Here is a 22,055-nt window from a genome sequence, read left to right as displayed (position 1 = left end):
GCGTTGTTTTTTGTCCGACGAGCGACGTGAAGGGAGCATCCATGTACTACGGCTTTGACATCGGAGGCACCAAGATAGAGCTGGCGGTATTTGACGCCGGGCTACAGCGTATCTGGCAAAAACGTATTCCGACCCCCCGTGATGATTATGAGCATTTGTTAAATGACCTGATGGCGTTAACACGTGAGGCCGATGCGCGGAGCGGGTGTCAGGGAACCGTAGGCGTCGGTGTGCCGGGCATGGAAAATGCGGATGATGGTACCTTGTTCGCAGCCAACCTGCCCGCCGCGATGGGGCGACCGCTGCGGGCCGATCTCAGTCGGCGACTACAACGTGACGTTCGGCTCAGTAACGATGCCAATTGCTTTGCACTCTCAGAGGCCTGGGACAACGAATTTCGTGCTTACCCGGTGGTGCTGGGGATTATTCTCGGCACCGGCATGGGCGGTGGTCTGGTGGTGAACGGCCGGGTCGTTGACGGGAAAAACGGTGTCGCCGGGGAACTGGGGCATTTTCGTCTGCCGGTCGATGCGCTGGATATTCTTGGCGCGTCTATTCCTCGGGTGCCTTGTGGCTGCGGGCGTGCCGGGTGTGTGGAAAATTACCTTTCCGGGCGTGGATTTGAATGGTTGTACGCACATTTTCACCATCGCATGTTATCGGCACCGGAGATTATCCGCGCCTTCTACGCAGGCGATCCGCAGGCGCGAGCGCATGTCGATCGCTATCTGGCGTTGCTGGCGGTGTGTTTGGGAAATCTGCTAACGTTGATTGACCCGCATCTGGTCGTGTTTGGCGGTGGGTTGTCGAATTTCGATGAAATTTACCGTCAGTTGCCGCAGCGATTGCCAGACAGTGTGTTGCCGGTGGCTCGCGTCCCGCGTATTGAGAAAGCACGACATGGCGATGCAGGCGGCGTGCGCGGCGCGGCATTGCTACACTTGATGAGTCCGTCGCTGCCGTCCTGATGTGTATGCGGCGATGGATAACCCCGCTCTCAGAGCGGACATAAAGCGAGACCGCTGTAAATCGGCAGCGGTACGCGTAATACAGGCTAAGGAGCAGACATGCACTCGCGTCAACGATTACACCGTTTTCGGCAACGAAAACGTCTGCGTCATCAGCGTTTGTGTGCCCGCATTTTTCATCTTGATTATCTGGTGGTCAAAAACGTGAATAAACCACGTGTTGTTGTACTTACCGGAGCAGGGATTTCTGCTGAGTCCGGTATTCGCACCTTCCGTGCGTCGGATGGGTTGTGGGAAGAACATCGGGTGGAGGATGTCGCTACCCCGGAAGGGTATCATCGCGATCCGCAAACGGTGCAGAATTTCTACAATATGCGTCGTCGGCAGCTACAGCAGCCAGAGATTGCACCGAATGCTGCGCATCTGGCGTTGGCGGAGCTGGAAGCCGCGCTGGGCGACCATTTTCTTCTGGTCACACAAAATATTGACAACCTGCATGAGCGCGCTGGCAATAAGCGAATCATCCACATGCACGGTGAATTGCTGAAAGTGCGTTGCAGCCACAGTGGGCAAGTCTTTGAGTGGACAGACGATCTATCTGTCGATGAGCGTTGCCATTGCTGCCAGTTCCCGGCGCCGCTGCGTCCGCATGTGGTGTGGTTCGGCGAAATGCCGTTGGGCATGGACCACATCTACCATGCGTTGTCACAAGCGAATGTGTTCATTGCCATTGGGACATCAGGCCATGTGTATCCGGCGGCGGGGTTTGTACACGAAGCGCGGGTGCACGGTGCCCATACCGTGGAACTGAATTTGGAACCAAGCGAGATCCAAAGCCAGTTCGATGAACACATCTATGGCCCTGCCAGCAAGGTCGTCGTGGAGTATGTCCAGAGCTGGCTTGCGCGCCACGGGTTATCTGAACGCTGAATCTCAACCTGAGTCCGCTTACCGTGCCGCCCAGCGCGGGCGTGTGCTGAGCGGCGCGGGTTCGGCCTGTGGCGGATGCTCCTGCATCAGCGCGTCACGCCGGGCGCGCAGACACTCCTCAAGCTGGTCGAACGGCAGGTTAGCCTCATGGTTATAGAAGCTGTATTCGCACTCGACGCAGGCGTCGGATGGCCCGCTATCCCGACTCTGGTTTTGGCGTCGGGCGCGATGCAGTATGCGCAGAAAGGATGCCAACATAACGTTACTCCGCAACAGGGTGGTGAAAGTCACTCTATTAAGGTAGTTGAGATTTCTTAGAACGAAAAATAATCAAATTAGATGAGATAATCACATTTCATACCATACCGCAGAGGGGAGCTGTCCGGGTTGCAGGCAGCGGGCTTTGCGGGCCGCTTTTCATTCTTTGGCGAAATTTCCCTGCATCAGCTTGATATCACTGTGGATATGCGCATTATGGTGCCATTATCCGATTTCTTCATGACAGGCTATCTCATGCAGTCAACCCCAGCAGGTTATACCCAACTGAAACATCAGCAGCGGCGGCGTGATCGCCAGCGTTTGCTGGGGTTGTGGCTCTTGCTGTCCGTGGGGGTGGCGGTGAGTCTGTGTGCCGGTGAGCGCTGGATTGCGCCGACACACTGGCTGGACCCGGAATCCTCGCTTTTCATCTGGCAACTGCGCTTGCCGCGCACGCTGGCAGTGATGCTGGTGGGGGCAGGGCTGGCAATGAGCGGTGCGGTCATGCAGGCGGTGTTTGATAATCCATTAGCCGAACCCGGACTGCTGGGGGTTTCCAACGGGGCGGGTGTGGCGCTGGTCATCGCGGTGTTGCTTGGCCACGGCGTATTGCCCGTCTGGAGCCTCAGTCTGTGTGCCATCATCGGCGCATTACTGGTGACATTGCTGCTGTTGCGTTTTTCCCATGCGGGCGTTTCTAATGCGCGTTTACTCCTTATTGGCGTTGCACTGGGCATTATTTGCAGTGCATTGATGACCTGGGCAGTCTATTTCAGCACCAGTCTCGATCTGCGCCAGTTGATGTACTGGATGATGGGCGGTTTTAGCGGTGTGGACTGGCGTTACAGTGGGTTAATGCTACTGATGTTGCCGCTGTTAGTCTGGCTGGCGCGTTGTGGCGAGGTACTCAACCATCTGGCGCTGGGTGAGCAGGCTGCCCGGCAACTGGGTGTCGCGGTATTGTACTGGCGTCATCTGCTGGTGCTGGTGATGGGGGCATTGGTCGGCATCAGTGTGGCGTTGGCTGGCGTAATCGGGTTTGTCGGGTTGGTTATCCCGCATATTTTGCGCTTGTGTGGGCTGACGGATCAGCGCTATCTATTAACCGGGTGTGGTTTGGCGGGTGCCGTCGTGTTGATACTGGCGGATACGCTGGCGCGGACGTTACTGGCGACGGCAGAGCTGCCGGTTGGCGTGGTGACCGCCACACTCGGGGCTCCCTGGTTCATCTGGCTGTTGTTGCGCCATCAGGTGTGATTTCGCCTGTTATTCACCATGACCCCCTACAGAGCACTGGTTTACTAACACCACGCGGTTTACTAACACCCATGGATGCGATGACATCAGTGGGTTAGACAACAATCGGTTGGTTAGACAACAACAGGAATAGACAATGAGCAATGACATCTACGCAATTCCCCTGCAAACCATCGACGGCCGCCAGACATCACTGGAAAACTGGCGTAATAATGTGCTGCTGGTTGTGAATGTGGCCTCAGCGTGTGGGCTGACCCGGCAATATGAAGCACTGGAGAATCTGTATGAAACCTATCGTGATCGCGGGTTCGCCGTGCTGGGTTTTCCTTCCAATGAATTCGCCGGGCAGGAGCCGGGCAGCAACGAAGAAATACAGGCCTTTTGTCGAGGGACTTTTGGCGTTGAGTTCCCGATGTTTGGCAAGATTGAAGTCAATGGCAGTGGTCGTCACCCCTTGTATCAGGCATTGATTCAGGCTCAACCAGAGGCGCTGCGACCTCAGGGGAGTGAGTTCTACGAGCGTCGTGTCAGCCGCGGTCAGGCTCCTGCACACCCTGGTGATATTTTGTGGAATTTTGAAAAATTCCTGATTAACCGCCGTGGGGATGTCGTGGCGCGTTTTTCACCAGACATGACGCCGGACGACAGTGCGATCATCAAAGCTGTTGAGCAGGCGCTGGCGCAGTAATCGTGACGCATCAACCCCTGCTGAGCCTTAATCACGTCAGTGTCACCGGGCGGTTGTCCTCGGTGACGCTAGGCTGTCATAGCGGTGAGCTGGTGCATATTATTGGCCCCAATGGGGCCGGTAAAAGTACGTTGCTGGCACTGATGGCGGGGCTACAGCCGGGAGAAGGCGAAACGCAGTTGTCGGGACAGGCAATGGCGGTGTGGTCGGCGCGCGCGCTGGCGAGAGTGCGGGCTTATTTGCCCCAAAACCACAGCGCGCCGACGTTAATGCCGGTATTCCAGTACCTGCAACTGCACCAGCCAGCGTCAAGTGAGGCGGATGAAGTGGATAGGGTGGTGCAGCGGCTGGCTGAGCGGCTGTCGTTAGCCGATAAACTGCGCCGTCCGCTGACCCGCTTGTCTGGCGGTGAATGGCAACGGGTCAGGCTGGCGGCGGTGTTGTTGCAGGTCTGGCCGACATTGAACTCCTCCGCCCGGCTATTGTTGCTCGATGAGCCCGTCGCCAGCCTGGATATCGCCCAGCGCGTCGCGTTGGATGCGTTGCTGGCTGAATTATGCCGTGCTGGTATCACCGTGGTGGCGTCAGGCCATGATCTGAACCACACCTTGCACCATGCCGATCGCGTCTGGCTGTTGTCCGACGGCGAAGTGGCCGCTCAGGGTACCGCTGCCGAGGTGATGCAGCCAGAAACGCTATCGTCGGTTTTTGGCGTCGCTTTTACCGATTATGTACTGGAAGGGCGTCACTGGATGCTGGTGCAGCAGGAGTGATAAGCGGCGAGATAATCGCCGTAACGTACCGTTAAGGCAGAAAAATTCTCTGTTCTCGAACGATTAACGCCAACGCGTGAATGATAATATGTCGTAATTCGGTTTTTGTGGGGCATCCCCGGTAACAGTGAGCATAACGGCATGAGGTTCTGGAGAGTCTGGCTAACAGTGGTGGCATTGTTTCTGGCCGGGTGTAGCAGCCATGTTCCGCAGAGTACCCGTTTGGGTGATACCAGCGAGGTGCGCTCGCAACTGCACGCCCAACTGGCGCAGTGGCGTGGTACGCCGTATCGCTATGGCGGGCTTGATCACAATGGTATTGATTGTTCCGGTTTTGTTTATCTGACATTCCGTGACCGATTCGGTCTCACGTTGCCACGCTCTACCGAGGAGCAAACTGAAATCGGCACCCGCGTTGACCGCAGTGACTTATTGCCCGGTGATCTGGTCTTTTTTCGTACAGGCAGCGGCGAAAACGGGCTGCATGTCGGCATCTACGACAGTCATGACCAGTTTATTCATGCTTCCACCAGTCACGGTGTGATGCGTTCATCGCTGAACAACGTTTACTGGAAACGGGCCTACTGGCAGGCCCGCCGCATCTGATGTTACGGCCGCCTACGGTGGCCTGCTGTTTTCGGAGCCTCGTCATGCCCGCACTGCGTTTGTTGATTTCCGACTCTGTGGACCCTTGGTTCAATCTGGCCGTGGAAGAGAGCATCTTTCGTCAGATGCCGCCGACGCAGCGAGTGCTGTTTTTGTGGCGAAATGCCGAAACGGTGGTGATTGGCCGGGCTCAGAATCCGTGGAAAGAGTGTAACACCCGGCGGATGGAGCAGGATGGCATCAAACTTGCCCGACGCAGTAGCGGCGGCGGGGCGGTGTTTCATGACCTGGGCAATACCTGTTTCACCTTCATGGCAGGTAAACCCGGTTACGACAAAAGTGTCTCCACAGGGATAATCTTGCGTGCGCTGTCTGTGCTGGGCGTGGCGGCACAGGCGTCGGGCCGTAATGATCTCGTGGTTGAGACGGCGGATGGCGTCAGAAAAATTTCTGGTTCGGCCTATCGGGAAAGTATTGACCGGGGATTCCATCATGGAACCTTGCTGCTTGACGCCAACCTGTCGCGTCTGGCGGATTACCTCAACCCGGATAAAAAGAAATTGCAGGCGAAAGGCATCGCCTCCGTACGTTCACGTGTGGCGAATCTGGTGGAGTTATTGCCGGATATTCGCCATGAAACGGTGTGCAACGCCGTGATGCAGGCATTTTTCGACCATTATCAGGCGCAGTGTCAGCCGGAGATTATCTCGCCGGATGCGTTCCCTGATCTCCCCGGGTTTGCTGAGCGGTTCGCCCATCAAAGCAGTTGGGAATGGAATTTTGGTCAGGCGCCAGAGTTTAGTCATACGCTGGATACCCGTTTTGACTGGGGTGGTGTAGAACTGCATTTTGATGTGGAGCGAGGTGTCATCACTCGGTGCCAGCTGTTTACCGATAGCCTGAATCCTACCCCGTTGGAGGCGTTAGCCGACCGGTTGAGCGGGGTATTTTACCGTCCCGAAGCACTGCTTGCGGTTGGTGAACAATTGGCTGGAGATTATCCGCAACAACACAATGAAATATATGCACTAACTGTCTGGTTATCGGAAAACGTGCGTTAATAATTTGAAATCTGTATTAGGGCTTTGTCTGAAAAGTGAAAAGCGGATTGTTTTTCGACAGGATCAAACGATAAATTAACATCGGTTTTGGCAGTAACCAAAATGGTATTCGCGTGAAAAGGACGAGGATTATTTATCATATTTTCTTACGGGTGTTGAGGCATGGATTCGTGATTAAACGTAATGTTATCGACCCGTCTTGAATATTATTGTTAATAATCTTTAATGCTTCTGGAGTGATAGCAGCGAATAGGATCAGGTCAGGCAATGCTCATCTTGTCTGACTGCTCGTTACGGCGGGTTCATCTTTTAACTCTGGCTATAACACTATGCGTATCCAGCTTGCAGTTGACTATGTCAGTCAGTACCACTTTTCTCCTGTCTATCACCTGGACTCACAGTTACTGGCACTGGAGATGAGCGGGCGGTTCCAGAACGAATCAGGCGGGTTCTCTGTTCCCCAGGAGATTTTACTGGGGGTGTTGAATCGCCGCCAAAAGCAGACGTTACTCACAGAGCAACTCGCGATCCTCAAAGAGAAATCACCTTGGTTTATCCATCATCGGGTTGCCGTGGTGCTAAAAATCGACCACACGCTGACGGAGTTTCTGATTGAGGATACGTTACTGGGACGAGAATTTCGCGCGCTGCCTTTCCTGCAACTTGAAATTAATGAAAATTTTCCCGATATATCATCCGGACGGGATAATCCTTTGCTGATGAAATTAAGTCAGTCGTTCCATTTATGGCTGGATGACTTTGGTTCCGGCAAAATGAATATGAAACCCTTTTATGATGGTGTCATTTCCAGTGTGAAAATGGATACGGCATTTACTAATAAATTATTAACGCGCCCTGTTTGTGTGTCTATTATTAACCCTATGTTGCTGGCAATGAGAAAACAATGCCCCTCGCTAAAGGTGGTAGCAAAAGGGGTGGATAATGTCGCGGGTTTTGAGAAGGCGCTTGAACTGAATGTTCACGCCGTTCAGGGGCAGTTATGGCCTTCTGTGTCGCCAGATGCACTGGATAATGTAGTGATGCCGGTAGCCTGTTACGGTTGACCGCTATCCTCGGTTTACGACTATCCTTTGATTGCTATCCCGGTCGTTTACTAGCCATAGGGGATGTCGCACCCAGTGCGGTGTGGCATCTGTCATGGCTATGTCGGCCCCGGTTATATGATGCACCCGCTTGTATGTTCCTATTCGATGTAACGTTTCTGTCGGTATGTCCCTGTCGGCTAATAGCCCTGTAGTTACTCCGTGTTAATTCCCCCGTTGCAGTTCTACACTGATGAAAAAGGGGGAAGTTATGCCACATGACCTGCCGTTCAATAATCACTACCACCAGCAACTGCCCGGATATTATACCGAGCTGACGCCGACGCCTCTGCATGGCGCGCGGTTGTTGTATCACAACGCGCCCCTTGCTCAGGAACTCGGGTTATCTGCCGACTGGTTTGAAGGCGATAATCAGCGTATCTGGAGTGGCGAGCGGCAATTGCCCGGTATGGCTCCGTTGGCTCAGGTGTACAGCGGCCATCAATTCGGTGTCTGGGCCGGACAACTGGGTGACGGGCGTGGCATCCTCCTTGGACAACAGCAACTGGCAGATGGCCGCACGCAGGACTGGCATCTCAAAGGTGCCGGGTTGACCCCGTATTCGCGTATGGGTGACGGACGGGCTGTTTTGCGTTCTGTTGTGCGCGAGTTTCTGGCATCGGAAGCGTTACACCACCTCGGTATTCCCACCACGCGCGCGTTAACCATCGTCAGCAGTGATCATCCGGTGCGGCGTGAGCAGGAAGAGCGCGGGGCGATGCTATTGCGGGTGGCGGATAGCCATGTCCGTTTCGGGCATTTCGAACATTTCTATTACCGACGTGAACCTGAGCAAGTCCGCCAGTTGGCCGATTACGTCATTGCCTGTCACTGGTCACAGTGGCAACAGGACGCTGATCGCTATTATCTGTGGTTCAGTGATGTGGTGGAGCGAACGGCGAGGCTGATTGCACACTGGCAGGCGGTTGGGTTCGCTCACGGTGTGATGAATACTGACAACATGTCCATTCTCGGGTTGACTATCGACTATGGCCCGTTCGGGTTTATGGACGACTACCAACCCGATTATATCTGTAATCATTCGGATCATCAGGGACGCTACGCCTTCGATAACCAACCCGCGGTGGCGTTATGGAACCTCCATCGTCTGGCGCAGTCACTGTCAGGGCTGATGCCCGTAGAGCGGTTGCAACAGGCGCTGGAGGGGTATGAGCCTGCATTGATGCAGCGATTCGGTGAGCTGATGCGCGCTAAACTGGGGTTTGATACGCCGCAGGCGCAGGATAATGATCTGCTGATCGGCTTGTTGCAACTGATGAAGCGGGAGCGGGCGGATTATACGCATATTTTCCGCCTGTTATCGGAAACGGAACGGCACAGCAGCCACTCCCCGCTGCGCGATGTCTTTATCGACCTGGCGGCATTTGATGGGTGGTTCAGTGCCTATCGTCAACGGCTGATGTTGGAAAGTGCGGATGATACCGAGCGTCAGCAGCGGATGAAACAGGCTAATCCGCGTTATATTTTGCGTAATTATCTGGCCCAACAGGCGATTGACCAGGCAGAAAAAGAGGATGTCAGTGCGCTTGCCCGTCTGCACCAGGCGCTGCAACAACCGTATGCCGAGCAGCCCGATAAGGCCGACCTGGCCGCATTACCGCCAGACTGGGGCAAGCATTTGGAAATATCCTGCTCCAGCTAGAGGCGTTTTGACGGTATGCAACACGAGTGAAGAAAAACACGATAACTGACTGTATGATGATGGAAATTACGGGGACAGGGGACTCGTTATTTCCTATGACACGCCGTAAAATCAATGTAAGCCAAAGCTGAATGCTATTGTTTTTCCTGATGCCGGTTCAACGACGCGGTCAAGGTAACGACGTGGTCAAGGTGTTGATGCATGACCGTCGTGTATGGTAACCGAGAGTCGGTGTGATGATAACGCGGATGTGAAACCATCCTGGCTGACAGCAACAACGCCAGTGGCTAAAAAACGGTGTCATAAAAGCCGTGTCATTTTAAGTACAGGGGATAAATGGATGTTGGTAGTCAAACGAAATACGCAAAGACGGCTTTTGCGAGTAGCCGGTTCGATTTGGTTGGGTAGCGTATTGACTGCGTTTTCCGTTCAGGCGGCGTCACCGACGGTGTCCGGTAATGTGGCGGCGTCAGTGGCGAGCCCAAATCACACCTCCCAACATGATGCCTCTATCACGGCAGGCTTGCCCGCTGGTATTTCCCCTCACTACCTGAACGAGCTGACTGCACTCTATTCGCGCCAGCATCGGCGGCCACTGTGGGGCGACACGCAGGCGGTTAAAGCCTTCCAGCAACAACTGGCGGAGGTGGCGCTGTCCGGTGTACAGCCACAGTTTACCACCTGGGTGAGCTGGTTAACCGATCCGAAACTGAACGGTTTTGCCCGTGACGTGGTGCTGTCTGATGCCATGCTGGGGTATATGCAATTTGTTGCCGGGGTAGAGAGAAATGGCAACAACTGGCTATACGGCAGTGTGCCTTACAAACTGGCGCTACCCTCGACAACGATGATTGAACAATGGCAGCAGGCGATGATGTCAGGTAATGGGGCCGCGTTTATTGCGTCACTGGTGCCTCATCATTCTCAGTATGCGAAAATGCATGTGGCACTGAAAGACATGCTGATGGATAAACGCCCCTGGCCGAAGCTGATGCTGGCAGATTCGTTGCGCCCCGGTGATGAAAGTAACGAGTTACCGGTACTGAGAGAAATTCTGTTGCGCACTGGCATGCTCAGCAAGAGTAGTGCGGCGATGCCGCTGTTTAATGATGCCTCGTCAGGCAATGCATCCCCGTTGCGTTATGACGGCGAGCTTGTCGAGGCGGTAAAACGTTTCCAGCATTCACAAGGGTTGCAGGACGATGGTGTCATTGGCAAGCGCACCCGTGACTGGCTCAATGTGTCATCGCAGATGCGCGCGACGCTGCTGGCATTGAACATCCAGCGGCTACGGCTGGTACCGGATAATGTGAACAGCGGTATTATGGTCAATATCCCTAACTACTCACTTATCTATTATCAGCATGGGGCGGAGATATTGTCGTCCAGAGTGATCGTCGGCCAGCCTAAACGCAAGACGCCGCTGATGAGCAGTTCACTGAGTAATGTGGTGATGAACCCGCCGTGGAACGTCCCTACCACGCTGACGCGTCAGGATATCATTCCCAAAGTGATTCAGGACCCAGGGTATCTGCAGCGCCACGGTTATACAGTTTTGTCGGACTGGACCGAAAGCGCCCAGCCTATCGACCCGTCAATGATTGACTGGCCGATGATGTCAGCCAGCAACTTCCCTTATCGTCTGCGTCAGGCACCGGGCGACAGCAATTCGCTGGGGCGCTATAAATTTAATATGCCCAATACGGATTCTATCTATTTGCATGACACGCCTAACCATGCGCTATTCCAGAAAGATATTCGGGCGCTGAGTTCCGGGTGTGTGCGTGTTAACAAGGCGTCTGAACTGGCGGCATTGTTATTACAGGATGCTGGCTGGAACAATGCCCGTATTTCATCAACCCTGGAGCAGGGAAACACGACTTACGTGGCTGTGCGTCAGCGGATACCGGTGAACTTTTACTATCTCACCGCCTGGGTGGCTGACGATGGCAAGCCCCAGTTCCGCACAGATATTTACAATTATGATGACACGGTGAAAACCGGCGCACTGGCTTTGTCTAAAGTGGGATTATTATTACAGTAACTATCCGTAATTCGGGCAATTCCTGAATGACGGCGGCGGGGTAGCGCAGTGAAAGCCGGTGAACGTGGGCGTCAGCATCTGGGTAAAGCGGGTTGACGGGCCACGCACTGGCAGTTAAGGTGCAAAGCGGTACATTTATACACCGTTTTCGCTTGTTGTTTTTCGCTTCGCATCTTTTAGCCCAGGGTACGCAATCTTTATGGAATACATTGATAATCATCGACGCAAATGGCTGGCGATCGGCGGCGCGGCGTTAGGGATGGCGCTGTTACCGGGCCAGGCGCTGGCCTCGCTTTCCACCTCGCGCCCACGCATTCTCACGCTGAACAATATCAACACCGGTGAACGCATTAAGGTCGAGTTTTTCGACGGTCGGCGTTATAACAAAGCAGAGTTATCCCGGTTGAATCATTTTTTCCGTGATTATCGGGCCAATAAAGTGAAAACTATCGACCCCGCGCTGTTTGATCAGCTATACCGCCTGCAGGTCATGTTAGGTACGACCAAGCCGGTACAGCTGATCTCGGGTTACCGTTCTTACAGCACCAATGAAGATTTACGGTCGCACAGTAAGGGCGTGGCGAAACAGAGCTACCACACCCAGGGAAAAGCCATGGATTTCCATATTGAAGGTGTCCAACTGGCGAATATCCGAAAAGCGGCGCTGAAAATGCGCGCCGGTGGTGTAGGGTACTACCCGCAGAGCAATTTTGTGCACATCGATACCGGCGCTGTTCGTACCTGGTAGTATGGGTACCTGCTGGTAGTATTAGTACCTGATAGCATAAATGCAGGTGCCAGCCGGGTAATATCGGTGGTTTTATTCCCTGAATAAGGATGTCGAGTAGAAACGGAGCGGTATGAAGTACCAAATTATTCCTGTTACGGCCTTCAGCCAAAATTGCACCCTGCTGTGGTGTGAGAAAACGTTGCAGGCCGCTATTGTTGATCCTGGTGGCGAAGCAGACAAAATCAAACACGTCGTGGCGCAGACCGGAGTGACGGTAACCCAGATTCTGCTGACGCATGGTCATCTGGATCATGTCGGAGCGGCCGCCGCGTTGTCCGAATACTTTCAGGCACCTATCGTTGGCCCTCAGCGTGAAGACGCTTTCTGGCTTGATGGGTTGCCCGCGCAGAGCCGCATGTTCGGTTTGAGTGATTGCTCTGCGTTAACGCCAGCCCGCTGGCTGGAAGACGGTGATACCGTTACTGTGGGTGAGTCCGTATTATCGGTGTTGCATTGCCCTGGGCATACGCCAGGTCATGTGGTGTTTGTCGATAAGCAGGCACGTTTTGCTCAGGTGGGGGATGTCATTTTTCGAGGCGGCGTAGGGCGTAGCGATTTCCCTCAGGGGAACCATCAGGCGTTGATAGCCTCTATCCGCACTAAGTTGTTCCCTTTGGGGGATGATATCGCGTTTATCCCAGGGCATGGTCCCATGTCTACCTTTGGTGAAGAGCGCCGTACCAATCCATTTGTGCGTGATACCGAGTAATAACCGCGTTATCTACCCTACCAATAGAAAAGCCAGCAGTGTGCTGGCTTTTTTGTCATTGCGTGCGCCCAGCTAACAAAAGGGCGATGGCAGGCTGTTTACAGTACGGCGACGATGGCTTCGCACAGCGGAGCCATGTTTTCTGGCGTCATACCGGCTACGTTGATACGGCCTGAGTTCACGGCGTAAATACCGAATTCGTTACGCAGACGCAGCACCTGGTCTTTATTGAGACCACTGAAGGAGAACATGCCATTCTGGTTGATAATAAAGGAGAAGTCCTGATTCGCTCCTTTTTCCTGCAATGTGCTGACAAACAGGTGACGCATGCGCTGGATGCGTTCACGCATTGCCGTTAATTCCTGTTCCCAGATGTTACGCAGCGATTCGTTAGACAACACGGTCGCGACCACCGCCGCACCGTGTGACGGCGGGTTAGAGTAGTTGGCACGAATGCACGCTTTGACCTGACTGAATGCCGTATCGGCAATAGCGGCATCAGCCGCCACAATCGTGCAAGCGCCGACACGTTCGTTGTAGAGGCCAAAGTTCTTGGAATAGGAGCTGGCGACAATCAGCTCTTGATGTCTGGCGGCAAAAATACGCAGGCCTTCGGCATCTTCCTCAAGACCGCGAGCAAAGCCCTGATAGGCGAAGTCAAACAGCGGTAGCCAGCCTTTCTCTTGTGCCAGTACAGCCAGTTGTTCCCACTGTTCTTTCGTCGGATCGATACCAGTGGGGTTGTGGCAGCAGCCATGGAACAGAACGACATCGCCCGCCTGGGCTGCGCTCAGGCTGGTCAGCATGCCGTCAAAATCCAGCTTGTGGTTAGCTGCATCGTAGTAGGTGTAATCACAGACTTCGAGGCCGACAGCTGCAAAAACGTTTTTGTGGTTCGGCCAGCTAGGGTTACTCACCCAAATGCGCCTGGCGCTGGTCTGGTTGGCAATGAAGTCTGCCGCCACGCGTAAACCACCGGTGCCGCCCGGCGTCTGTGCGGTGCGTGCACGTTTATTCGCAATGATGTCACTCTGCTTACCAAATAACAGCTCCTGAGTGCAGCGGGCGAATTCCGGGATGCCATCAATACTCAGGTAGTTTTTGGTGGTTTCTGTTTCCAGCAGTAACTGCTCTGCTTTTTTTACGCTGGTGAGTACAGGTGTCTTGCCGGTTTCGTCTTTGTAGACCCCAATCCCCAGGTTGATTTTGTGGGGGCGTTCGTCAGCACGAAACAAATCGGCCAACCCCAGAATCGGGTCAGCAGGTGCGGCAGAGATTTTTTCAAACATTGCGAAGTAATCCATGACAGAGAATAAACAGAAATAGCAGGTTAACGCCAGCGTTCGGCTTTGCCAACCGTTTGCATCAAAAGAAACGGAAATAATGAGAGCGATGGGGCAGTCGGGATTTTTTCCCGATACTCATGACAAAGGCAGCGTATACACTGTCGTTATCGTGTGTATCGGGAATCGTGCGGGTTGTCAGAACTGATATACCAGACCGGTGAACAGGGTGTCATCGGTCTTTCTGGCAAACGGATTATTGGTGTTGCTAATCAGGTTGCGCAGATAAGCGACATTCATCACCATGTTCTTATTGAAGGTGTAATTCACCCCTAAACTGACGTAGCGGGTAATGTATCCGCTGGTACCTTGCCCGATGCCGGTTTCATCGTATGCCCTGGCTGCGATATAAGCTAAAGATGGCGTCAGTCCCATATCAAAGTGATACTGCGCGACCGCTTCAAAGATTCTGGTTTTATCGGCAAAGGCGGTGGTGGACGTACCGATGAAGGTCAGGTTGTGGAATAGGCCATACATCACCGCGAGATAGGCGCTGTTAGCATCGTATTTCATTCCAGCAGCCCAGGCATCGGCCTTGTCGCCCTCATTGGTTGCGCGTTGTGCCGTTGTACGATTAACTGTTTCGTAAGAGGCGATAACCCCCAGACCACTGGGGGAGGTATACGCGGATGATACGCCCACACCATTACCGACCTGGAGGGCGGGGTTGCTGGAATCCGTGTGAGCAGACTGATACTGCAAACCGATATCCCACCCGTCGACCAGGCCAAAGAAATTCTTGTTGCGATAGGTCGCAACACCAGCAGTACGACCAGTAATACTGTCGGTATAGCCTTGGTCACCGCCAAACTCCGGTAATACATCGGTATAGGATAAGCCGTCGTAAGCGATGCCTTTATTCCTGCCGTAGTCGATACTGCCGAATTGACGAAATTTCAAACCCGCATACGCATAACGGGTTTTCCCATTTACCGCGTTGGTATCTTCCGCTTTACTGGCATCAAAGTGGTATTCATAATTGCCGTAACCAGTAATATCCTGGTTTATCTGCGTCTCGCCTTTTATTCCCAACCGTGCATACGTCGAATCACCATTCCCTTTGAAACTGTTAGTCTTATCGCCAAAGTAATAACCTGCTCGCACCTTGCCATACAGATCGAGTTTATTACCCTGGTTATTATACACTTCAGCCGCGCTGGCCAGTCCGCCGGAAAACAAGCATACCGATACCGCTGACATCGCTATCAGATGTTTCATCACTCTTACCCTCATAACCCGTTAATGTGCGCCGCCGCATTTCTGCCGGACAGCAAAGAGATGCCGCTGGAGTATTGTTAGTTTTTTGTTTTTTTCGGCAGCAGTCTCACATCTGCGAAGGGAGGGAACCAGACTGAATGTGATACGAGAGTGGTAGGGGTGAAATATTATGTTTTTATCCGAATAAAATTATTATATTTCATTTTTATTTCTTTTTTTACCTAGTATAAACAAGGGGTTGCCTGTTCTTTGCTTTGTGGTGGTTTTATTAATTTTAGATGTGATTTTCAAGACTGACGTCAGTGGTGTGCATCAACAGGCGTGAGTATCACTGTGGAATGTCACGAGTGGAGGACACTTAATTTTTCACAGGGTAGGAGTCAGAAAGTAATTCGCTTGCTAAGCAAAGGATACCTGATAAGAAAAAGCCGGGGCATTATCCCCGGCTTTACGCAACATCACTTCAGAGAAGTGAAGCTGGATTAGAACTGGTAAACCACACCTACAGCAACGCGGTCGTTGGTTGCTTGTTTGTAGATATTGTCGTCTTTCAACAGGTTGATGTCATACTCGGTGTAAGTCGAGAAGTTTTTGTTGAAGGAGTAGGTCAGACCCAAGCTGACGTACTTGTCCAGGTAGCCGCTGGTATTAGCGAACTGAGAACCTGCAGTGTTATCTTCTGCTTTAGCGGATACATAGGCGATAGACGGTTTCAGACCGAAGTCAAACGCGTACTGTGCAACAGCTTCAAATACTTTGGTCTTGTCAAATGCAGCGCCAGTGTGCTGAGAAACACCGCTAATAGCAAATTTATAACTGTTACCGTAGGTCATATTACTGTATTCACCATAGGTAGCAGCCACATAGATGTTGTTAGCATCATATTTCAGGCCAGTTGCCCACATTTCTGCATCAGCACCGTGACCATCATTGGTTTGAGTAATTGTACGGTTAGCATGACCGTAAGAACCAATAATACCGACACCAATCGGAGACGTGTAGGAAGTAGACAGAGCGTAGCCTGCACCAGTGTCTTTTCTGATACTGCTGGAATCAGAGTGAGCAGACTGGTAGCTCAGGCCAAAGTTCAGGCCGTCAACCAGACCGAAGAAGTTTTTGTTGCGGTAGTTAGCCACACCTGCGCTACGACCAGTGAAACCATCGGTATAAGAAGAGTCACCACCCCATTCCGGCAGTACGTCGGTATAAGAGATACCGTCGTAAGACACGTTGCGGTTACGACCGTAATCGATAGAACCGAAATCACCAAATTTCAGGCCGGCATAAGCGTAACGAGTCTGGCCTGCAGCACTGTTATTCGAGCTTTCTTTCTCTTCAGTACGGCTAGCGTTGAACTGATATTCAAAACGGCCGTAACCAGTCAGATCGCTGTTGATTTTGGTTTCACCCAGGAAACCCAAGCGGGCATAACTTTGGTCACCACTGTTGCTACCTGTGTTGTCTTTGGAGAAGTAGTGCAGGCCGTCAAGTTTACCAGTCAGGTTCAACTTGTTGCCGTCTTTATTGTAGATTTCTGCTGCGTTGGCGGCACCTGCAGCCAACAGTGCCGGGATTACCACTGCCAGAATATTACGGTTCATCATTATAAATAACCCTCATTGTGTTGGTTCACGCCCACTCATTTTTGCAGAACAATCCGAACTGAACTTCTGCATTATGGCGGTGTCTATGTGTCCAAACGCAGTGTTTCATTCACAATGATGATTATCCACTCCATAAACGCTACTAATTACTGGTTTATGAAACACTATGTTTTAATTTGTTTCAAAATGTAAAATAAGAGATGTGTCACACTCTGATTTTGTCTAATTCTTCAGATATAAGCAGTTTTTATCCTTATCTTCTTTATTATTCACTTCTTTATCATAAGGTTATGACTTTTCTTTGTAAGAAAAAAACCGCATAAATGACATGATTTCTTCATGGTGAATGTGTTTTTTTGTCATAAATACTGCGTATGCTGCGCAGTGCTATCATTTTTGCGATTTAGTATTTCGTGGTTGTATTTTAATCAGGATGATCAAAAAAAATATCACTACTGAGATGCGCGACTTTGTGAAAATAAAAATGCCGATCAAAATGTGATCGGCATTTTATAGCGTGTCAGTTTACGACAGCGTCAGTTAACTGATAACGACTAGATTAGAACTGGTAAACCACACCGACAGCAACGGTGTCGTTGGTGCCCAGACCATAGGCGTTATCGCTTTTGAGCAGGTTGATATCGTACTCAGTATAAGTCGAGAAGTTTTTGTTGAACGCGTAGGTCAGGCCCAGGCTAACGTACTTGGTGATGTAGTCGTTAGTAGCATTTTTGTCATCTTTCGCTTTCGCTGAAACATAACCGACAGATGGGGTCAAGCCGAAGTCGAAGTTATACTGAGCAACAGCTTCAAACACTTTGGTGGTATCAAGTGCTTCCTGCTGGGTTGCATTGGTTACAGGGTTGGTAACAAACGTATTTTTTCCGGTGTAGCTCAGGTTATGGTATTCGCCATAAGTAGCGGCAACATAGACGCTGTTTGCATCATATTTCAGACCAGTCGCCCAGGCTTCAGCTTTTTTACCCTGGCCGTCAGCCATTTGAGTCTGGGTACGATTTGCTTCGGTATAGGAACCGATCACACCTACACCAAACGGTGCGGTATAGCTGGAAGAGATTGCCCAGCCAGCGCCAGTTTGTTTTGATACACTGGTAGAGTCGCTATGAGCGCTCTGGTAACCCAGTGCGAAATCCCAGCCATCAACCAGGCCGAAGAAGTTTTTGTTGCGGTAAGTAGCAACGCCAGCGTTACGACCGGTCAGGTTATCAGTATAACCCTGGTCACCGCCGAATTCCGGCAGTACGTCGGTGTAAGAGATACCGTCATAGCCGACAGCGCGGTTACGACCGTAATCGATAGAACCGAAATCACCAAATTTCAGGCCGGCATAGGCATAACGGGTTTTACCCGAAGCGATGCCATTTGTTGTTTCTTTTTCTTCTGTGCGGTTAGCATTGAACTGGTATTCAAAACGACCGTAACCAGTCAGATCGCTGTTGATCTTGGTTTCACCAGTGAAGCCCAGACGTGCATAGGACTGATCGCCGCTGTTGCCGCTGTCTTTGGAGAAGTAATGCAGACCGTCAATTTTACCGTTCAGGTCCAGTTTGTTGCCGTCTTTGTTGTATACTTCAGCTGCGTTAGCGGCACCAGCAGCCAACAGCGCAGGGATTACCACTGCAAGAATATTGCGCTTCATCATTATTACCCTCATTGGTGTTATTCAGACATCTGCATCACAGTAAAAAAAACTTAACGGAACTTTATTGCAAATGCAGTTGTCTTCCTGTGTCTGCACGCAGTTTTCCATTCGCCCGCGCGTTAATCTACCGTTAAAATGATACAAATTCACAAATGGCGTAACCATTGGAAAATATGTATTTCAATTTGTAAAAATTGCGGAACTTTGTGAGCTATCTCTAAAACAAAAAAAAGAGCACCGTCTCAGGTGCTCTTTCTTGTTACATATATCTGTTTTTCTTATGTTATTTTTTGCTTAGAACGTGGCGTTACGCGGCGTACGTGGGAATGGAATGACATCGCGCACATTTTGTACACCGGTTACATACGCTATCAAACGTTCAAAACCGAGACCAAAACCCGAATGCGGGATGGTGCCGTAACGACGTAAATCGCGATACCACCAGTAGTCTTCTTTACTGAGACCCATCTCTTCCAGACGGATATCCAGTTGATCCAGACGCTCTTCACGTTGTGAACCGCCGATAATCTCGCCGATACCCGGTGCCAGTACGTCCATCGCCGCCACGGTTTTACCGTCGCTGTTCATGCGCATATAAAAGGCTTTGATGTCTTTCGGGTAGTTCTTCACCACCACCGGAGCCTGGAAGTGTTTCTCTGCCAGATAGCGTTCGTGCTCAGAGGAGAGATCGATACCCCAGGACACCGGGTTCTCGAACGTCTGCCCGCAGTTTTCCAGAATCGTGATGGCATCGGTGTAATCCACCTGGGCGAAATCAGAGGTGACAAAACGCTCCAGACGGCTGATGGCATCTTTATCTACGCGTTCCGCGAAGAATTTCATGTCGTCAGCGCGTTCTTCCAGTACGGCCTTGAACACAAATTTCAGCAAGTTTTCCGCCAGCGCAGCAACGTCATCCAATGTCGCGAAAGCGACTTCCGGTTCAATCATCCAAAACTCTGCCAGGTGGCGGCTGGTATTGGAATTTTCCGCACGGAAGGTCGGCCCGAAGGTATAGATTTTAGACAGGGCGCAGGCGTAGGTTTCGCCGTTAAGCTGGCCGGATACGGTCAGGAACGCTTCCTTACCGAAGAAGTCTTCGCTGAAATCGACTTTTCCCTGATCGTCACGCGGCAGGTTTTCCAGGTCCAGTGTGGAAACCCGGAACATTTCACCTGCACCTTCGGTATCGGAAGCGGTAATGATAGGCGTAGATACCCAATAGAAACCGTTCTGATGAAAGAAGCGATGGATAGCCTGCGCCAGCGTGTGACGCACACGGGCGACGGCACCGATCAGGTTGGTGCGCGGGCGTAAGTGCGCGACCTCACGCAGATATTCGATACTGTGGCGCTTAGCCGCCATCGGGTACGTATCCGGGTCTTCCACCCAGCCGACGACCTTGAGTTCCGTGGCCTGCAGTTCGAAGCTTTGGCCTTCACCCGGAGATTCCACCACCTTGCCGGTGACTTCTACCGAACAGCCCGTCGTCAGGCGCAAGATGTCGCTCTGATAATTAGCAAGATTATTATTGACGACAGCCTGTAGCGAATCAAAGCAGGAACCGTCATAGACGGCAATAAAGGAAATACCGGCTTTAGAGTCTCTCCGGGTACGTACCCAGCCGCGCACGGTGACGTCACTGTCAACGGCGACACGGCCTTGCAGTACGTCGACTACAGGCACTACGCTCATAACATTCTCTCTATTGGTGAAATTTAATGGGTGAAATGTAATAGTTTACTACCCGAATACGGGCGTTTCGTTATGTTACTTGTCGTCGGGCAGGACACAAGCAGAAATCACCGGAACGTGGCAAGTTTTATGCGATTCCGGTGTTACTGGCTTAAAGAGTAGTCAGTCGTACAGGTGGTGTACGACTCAGGAGGCTTTTTTCACACGGGGCAGATCAAAGGCTTTACGCAGTGCACTGACAAAGGCCTGATCCTGACAAATGGTTTTTCCCGGGCTGTCCGACAGCTTGGCCACCGGTTTGCCGTTGCACTCCACCAGTTTGATGACGATATTCAGCGGTTTCACCCCCGGAATATCGCAGGTCAGACGGGTGCCGATACCAAAGACGACGTTGATGCGTTGCCCAAAGTGGCGATAGAGATGCAGTGCTTTTTCCAGATTGAGATTATCGGAAAACACCAGCGTTTTCTCCATCGGGTCGATATCCAGCGCATGGTAATGGGCGATGGCTTTTTCACCCCATTCAATCGGGTCGCCAGAGTCATGGCGCAATCCCTGATAACGGCGGGCGAATGAACGATCAAAGTCGCGCAGGAACGCATCCATGGTGATGCAATCGGTGAGTGCGATGCCGAGTTGGTCGGGATATTCCAACAGCCAGGCATCCAGTGCCGCCCGCTGGCTATTCGCCAGGGTCTGACTGATTTGCTGATGCGCCTGGAACCATTCGTGCGCCTGGGTGCCGACTGGCGTCAGTTGCAGGCGACGCGCCAGGTCATAATTGCTGGTGCCGATCAGGTAAGGAAATTGTGCTTTCAGGGTGCGTACGATCTGGTACTGAACTTCACGAGAGAAACGGCGACGGGTACCGAAATCCATCAGCTTAAAGCGGCTAAGATCAACATCGGCACTGTGCTGGCGGAAACTCGCCAGCGTATGGTGCAACTGGTTGAGTGCGGCATCGATATGCCCGCCCGGTGTCCGGGCACGGTGAACCACTTCGCTGATGACGGCCAGTAGCGGGACTTCCCACAAAATGACGTCGCGCCACGGTCCGGTGATACGAATATCCAGTTTACCTTGATGGTTGCGAACCTGGATCTGCGACGGGTTGAAGCGGAATGTCTTCAGCCAGTCGAGGTAGTCGGTGTTGAAAAATGGCAGCGAGGAGAGGTAAGCGTACTCATCGTCATGCAACGACAAGTGGCTCATGGCCTCCACTTGTGCCCGAATCTCATCCGCGTAGTGACCTAACAGTTCATCACCGCGACAGCGAAATTCCGCCGCCACATGCACATCGTGGTAGTGGTGGAACACTGCCTGCTGCATATGCAGTTTGTAGGCGTCGGTATCCAGCAATGAGGTTAGTATCGGGGCTGTGTGTAAAGTCATAATGCGTTACCGCATCCTCGTTTAATACAATTTACAAGCTAATGCAAGTGACTGTCATGGTCATCGGCAGCGAGAGCATGCTGTCTGTTCAATCGGGCTTATCACATCATATTGGGAGGATGAAGGCGAGATTCAATCGTGCGATTGTGACAAAAAAGTAGCTGTTTTTACGCCCTGTTTACCATGAGTGATTGAATTATAATGTTTTTTATACTAAACAATTTTACCCGAAAAATCCTGTCGTCACTGCATTCAGTAGGGGGTGACAGGAAAGTTTGCATTCCGTCAGT

General features: G+C 52.0%; 19 protein-coding genes. 12 read left to right on the top strand and 7 right to left on the bottom strand.

Annotated features, from left to right (window positions below; genetic code table 11):
* The first annotated feature begins 41 nt into the window (after positions 1 to 41).
* Positions 42 to 968, top strand: a complete 927-nt coding sequence (nagK, locus tag LF929_RS12650) for an N-acetylglucosamine kinase (protein WP_038903980.1) — start codon at positions 42 to 44, stop codon at positions 966 to 968.
* 99 nt (positions 969 to 1,067) lie between these two features.
* On the top strand, positions 1,068 to 1,898 hold the full coding sequence (gene cobB, locus LF929_RS12645; RefSeq protein ID WP_226092934.1) for a Sir2 family NAD+-dependent deacetylase: 831 nt from the start codon (positions 1,068 to 1,070) through the stop codon (positions 1,896 to 1,898).
* An 18-nt stretch (positions 1,899 to 1,916) separates the two neighbouring features.
* Here cobB and LF929_RS12640 read toward each other — a convergent pair whose 3' ends face one another.
* Positions 1,917 to 2,156: a hypothetical protein gene (locus LF929_RS12640; protein ID WP_038907616.1), complete on the bottom strand. Its 240-nt coding sequence runs from the start codon at positions 2,154 to 2,156 to the stop codon at positions 1,917 to 1,919.
* A gap of 255 nt (positions 2,157 to 2,411) precedes the next feature.
* On the opposite strand from LF929_RS12640, the gene btuC reads away from it, so the two are divergent.
* The 10 genes from btuC to LF929_RS12590 all read left to right on the top strand — a co-directional run bounded on the left by btuC (position 2,412) and on the right by LF929_RS12590 (position 12,850).
* Positions 2,412 to 3,413, top strand: coding sequence for a vitamin B12 ABC transporter permease BtuC (btuC, locus tag LF929_RS12635; RefSeq protein ID WP_226092933.1), 1,002 nt, complete (start codon positions 2,412 to 2,414; stop codon positions 3,411 to 3,413).
* A 136-nt stretch (positions 3,414 to 3,549) separates the two neighbouring features.
* On the top strand, positions 3,550 to 4,101 hold the full coding sequence (locus tag LF929_RS12630; RefSeq protein WP_038903983.1) for a glutathione peroxidase: 552 nt from the start codon (positions 3,550 to 3,552) through the stop codon (positions 4,099 to 4,101).
* A 2-nt stretch (positions 4,102 to 4,103) separates the two neighbouring features.
* Positions 4,104 to 4,874: a vitamin B12 ABC transporter ATP-binding protein BtuD gene (btuD, locus tag LF929_RS12625; protein ID WP_226092932.1), complete on the top strand. Its 771-nt coding sequence runs from the start codon at positions 4,104 to 4,106 to the stop codon at positions 4,872 to 4,874.
* A 141-nt stretch (positions 4,875 to 5,015) separates the two neighbouring features.
* Positions 5,016 to 5,480 carry an NlpC/P60 family protein gene (locus LF929_RS12620; protein WP_038903985.1) on the top strand — a complete coding sequence of 155 codons (465 nt, stop codon included), beginning with the start codon at positions 5,016 to 5,018 and terminating at the stop codon, positions 5,478 to 5,480.
* A 44-nt stretch (positions 5,481 to 5,524) separates the two neighbouring features.
* Entirely contained in the window at positions 5,525 to 6,541 is a 1,017-nt protein-coding gene (locus LF929_RS12615; RefSeq protein ID WP_226092931.1) for a lipoate--protein ligase A, read from the top strand.
* Positions 6,542 to 6,870: 329 nt separating this feature from the next.
* Positions 6,871 to 7,605, top strand: coding sequence for an EAL domain-containing protein (locus LF929_RS12610; protein ID WP_226092930.1), 735 nt, complete (start codon positions 6,871 to 6,873; stop codon positions 7,603 to 7,605).
* Positions 7,606 to 7,855: 250 nt separating this feature from the next.
* The gene (locus LF929_RS12605) at positions 7,856 to 9,307 is read left to right on the top strand and encodes a protein adenylyltransferase SelO (protein WP_038907620.1); all 1,452 of its coding nucleotides are present in this window, start codon (positions 7,856 to 7,858) and stop codon (positions 9,305 to 9,307) included.
* Positions 9,308 to 9,647: 340 nt separating this feature from the next.
* Complete coding sequence (gene ldtD / locus LF929_RS12600; protein ID WP_038907621.1) at positions 9,648 to 11,351, top strand: L,D-transpeptidase; 1,704 nt, start codon at positions 9,648 to 9,650, stop codon at positions 11,349 to 11,351.
* Between the two features lie 199 nt (positions 11,352 to 11,550).
* Positions 11,551 to 12,099 (top strand): YcbK family protein, encoded by a 549-nt coding sequence (locus LF929_RS12595; RefSeq protein ID WP_038903990.1) that lies wholly within the window; start codon positions 11,551 to 11,553, stop codon positions 12,097 to 12,099.
* 112 nt (positions 12,100 to 12,211) lie between these two features.
* Complete coding sequence (locus LF929_RS12590; RefSeq protein WP_210174295.1) at positions 12,212 to 12,850, top strand: MBL fold metallo-hydrolase; 639 nt, start codon at positions 12,212 to 12,214, stop codon at positions 12,848 to 12,850.
* 98 nt (positions 12,851 to 12,948) lie between these two features.
* On the opposite strand, the gene LF929_RS12585 is transcribed toward LF929_RS12590, so the two are convergent.
* From LF929_RS12585 to pncB, 6 genes are all read right to left on the bottom strand, one after another.
* Positions 12,949 to 14,139, bottom strand: a complete 1,191-nt coding sequence (locus LF929_RS12585) for an amino acid aminotransferase (RefSeq protein ID WP_038907623.1) — start codon at positions 14,137 to 14,139, stop codon at positions 12,949 to 12,951.
* 192 nt (positions 14,140 to 14,331) lie between these two features.
* Positions 14,332 to 15,411 carry a porin gene (locus LF929_RS12580; protein ID WP_226092929.1) on the bottom strand — a complete coding sequence of 360 codons (1,080 nt, stop codon included), beginning with the start codon at positions 15,409 to 15,411 and terminating at the stop codon, positions 14,332 to 14,334.
* 482 nt (positions 15,412 to 15,893) lie between these two features.
* A complete protein-coding gene (locus tag LF929_RS12575; protein WP_276514375.1) occupies positions 15,894 to 17,015 on the bottom strand; it encodes a porin in 1,122 nt (373 codons plus the stop codon).
* A gap of 559 nt (positions 17,016 to 17,574) precedes the next feature.
* The gene (locus LF929_RS12570) at positions 17,575 to 18,678 is read right to left on the bottom strand and encodes a porin (protein WP_276514376.1); all 1,104 of its coding nucleotides are present in this window, start codon (positions 18,676 to 18,678) and stop codon (positions 17,575 to 17,577) included.
* A gap of 294 nt (positions 18,679 to 18,972) precedes the next feature.
* Positions 18,973 to 20,373 carry an asparagine--tRNA ligase gene (asnS, locus tag LF929_RS12565; RefSeq protein ID WP_168365902.1) on the bottom strand — a complete coding sequence of 467 codons (1,401 nt, stop codon included), beginning with the start codon at positions 20,371 to 20,373 and terminating at the stop codon, positions 18,973 to 18,975.
* Positions 20,374 to 20,559: 186 nt separating this feature from the next.
* Positions 20,560 to 21,765, bottom strand: coding sequence for a nicotinate phosphoribosyltransferase (pncB, locus tag LF929_RS12560; protein WP_226092928.1), 1,206 nt, complete (start codon positions 21,763 to 21,765; stop codon positions 20,560 to 20,562).
* Between the last annotated feature and the right edge of the window lie 290 nt (positions 21,766 to 22,055).

Origin of the sequence: Dickeya oryzae, assembly GCF_020406815.2 — a bacterium.
In the GTDB taxonomy this organism is placed as follows: domain Bacteria; phylum Pseudomonadota; class Gammaproteobacteria; order Enterobacterales; family Enterobacteriaceae; genus Dickeya; species Dickeya oryzae.
This window is presented reverse-complemented; position numbering and strand designations above follow the sequence as displayed.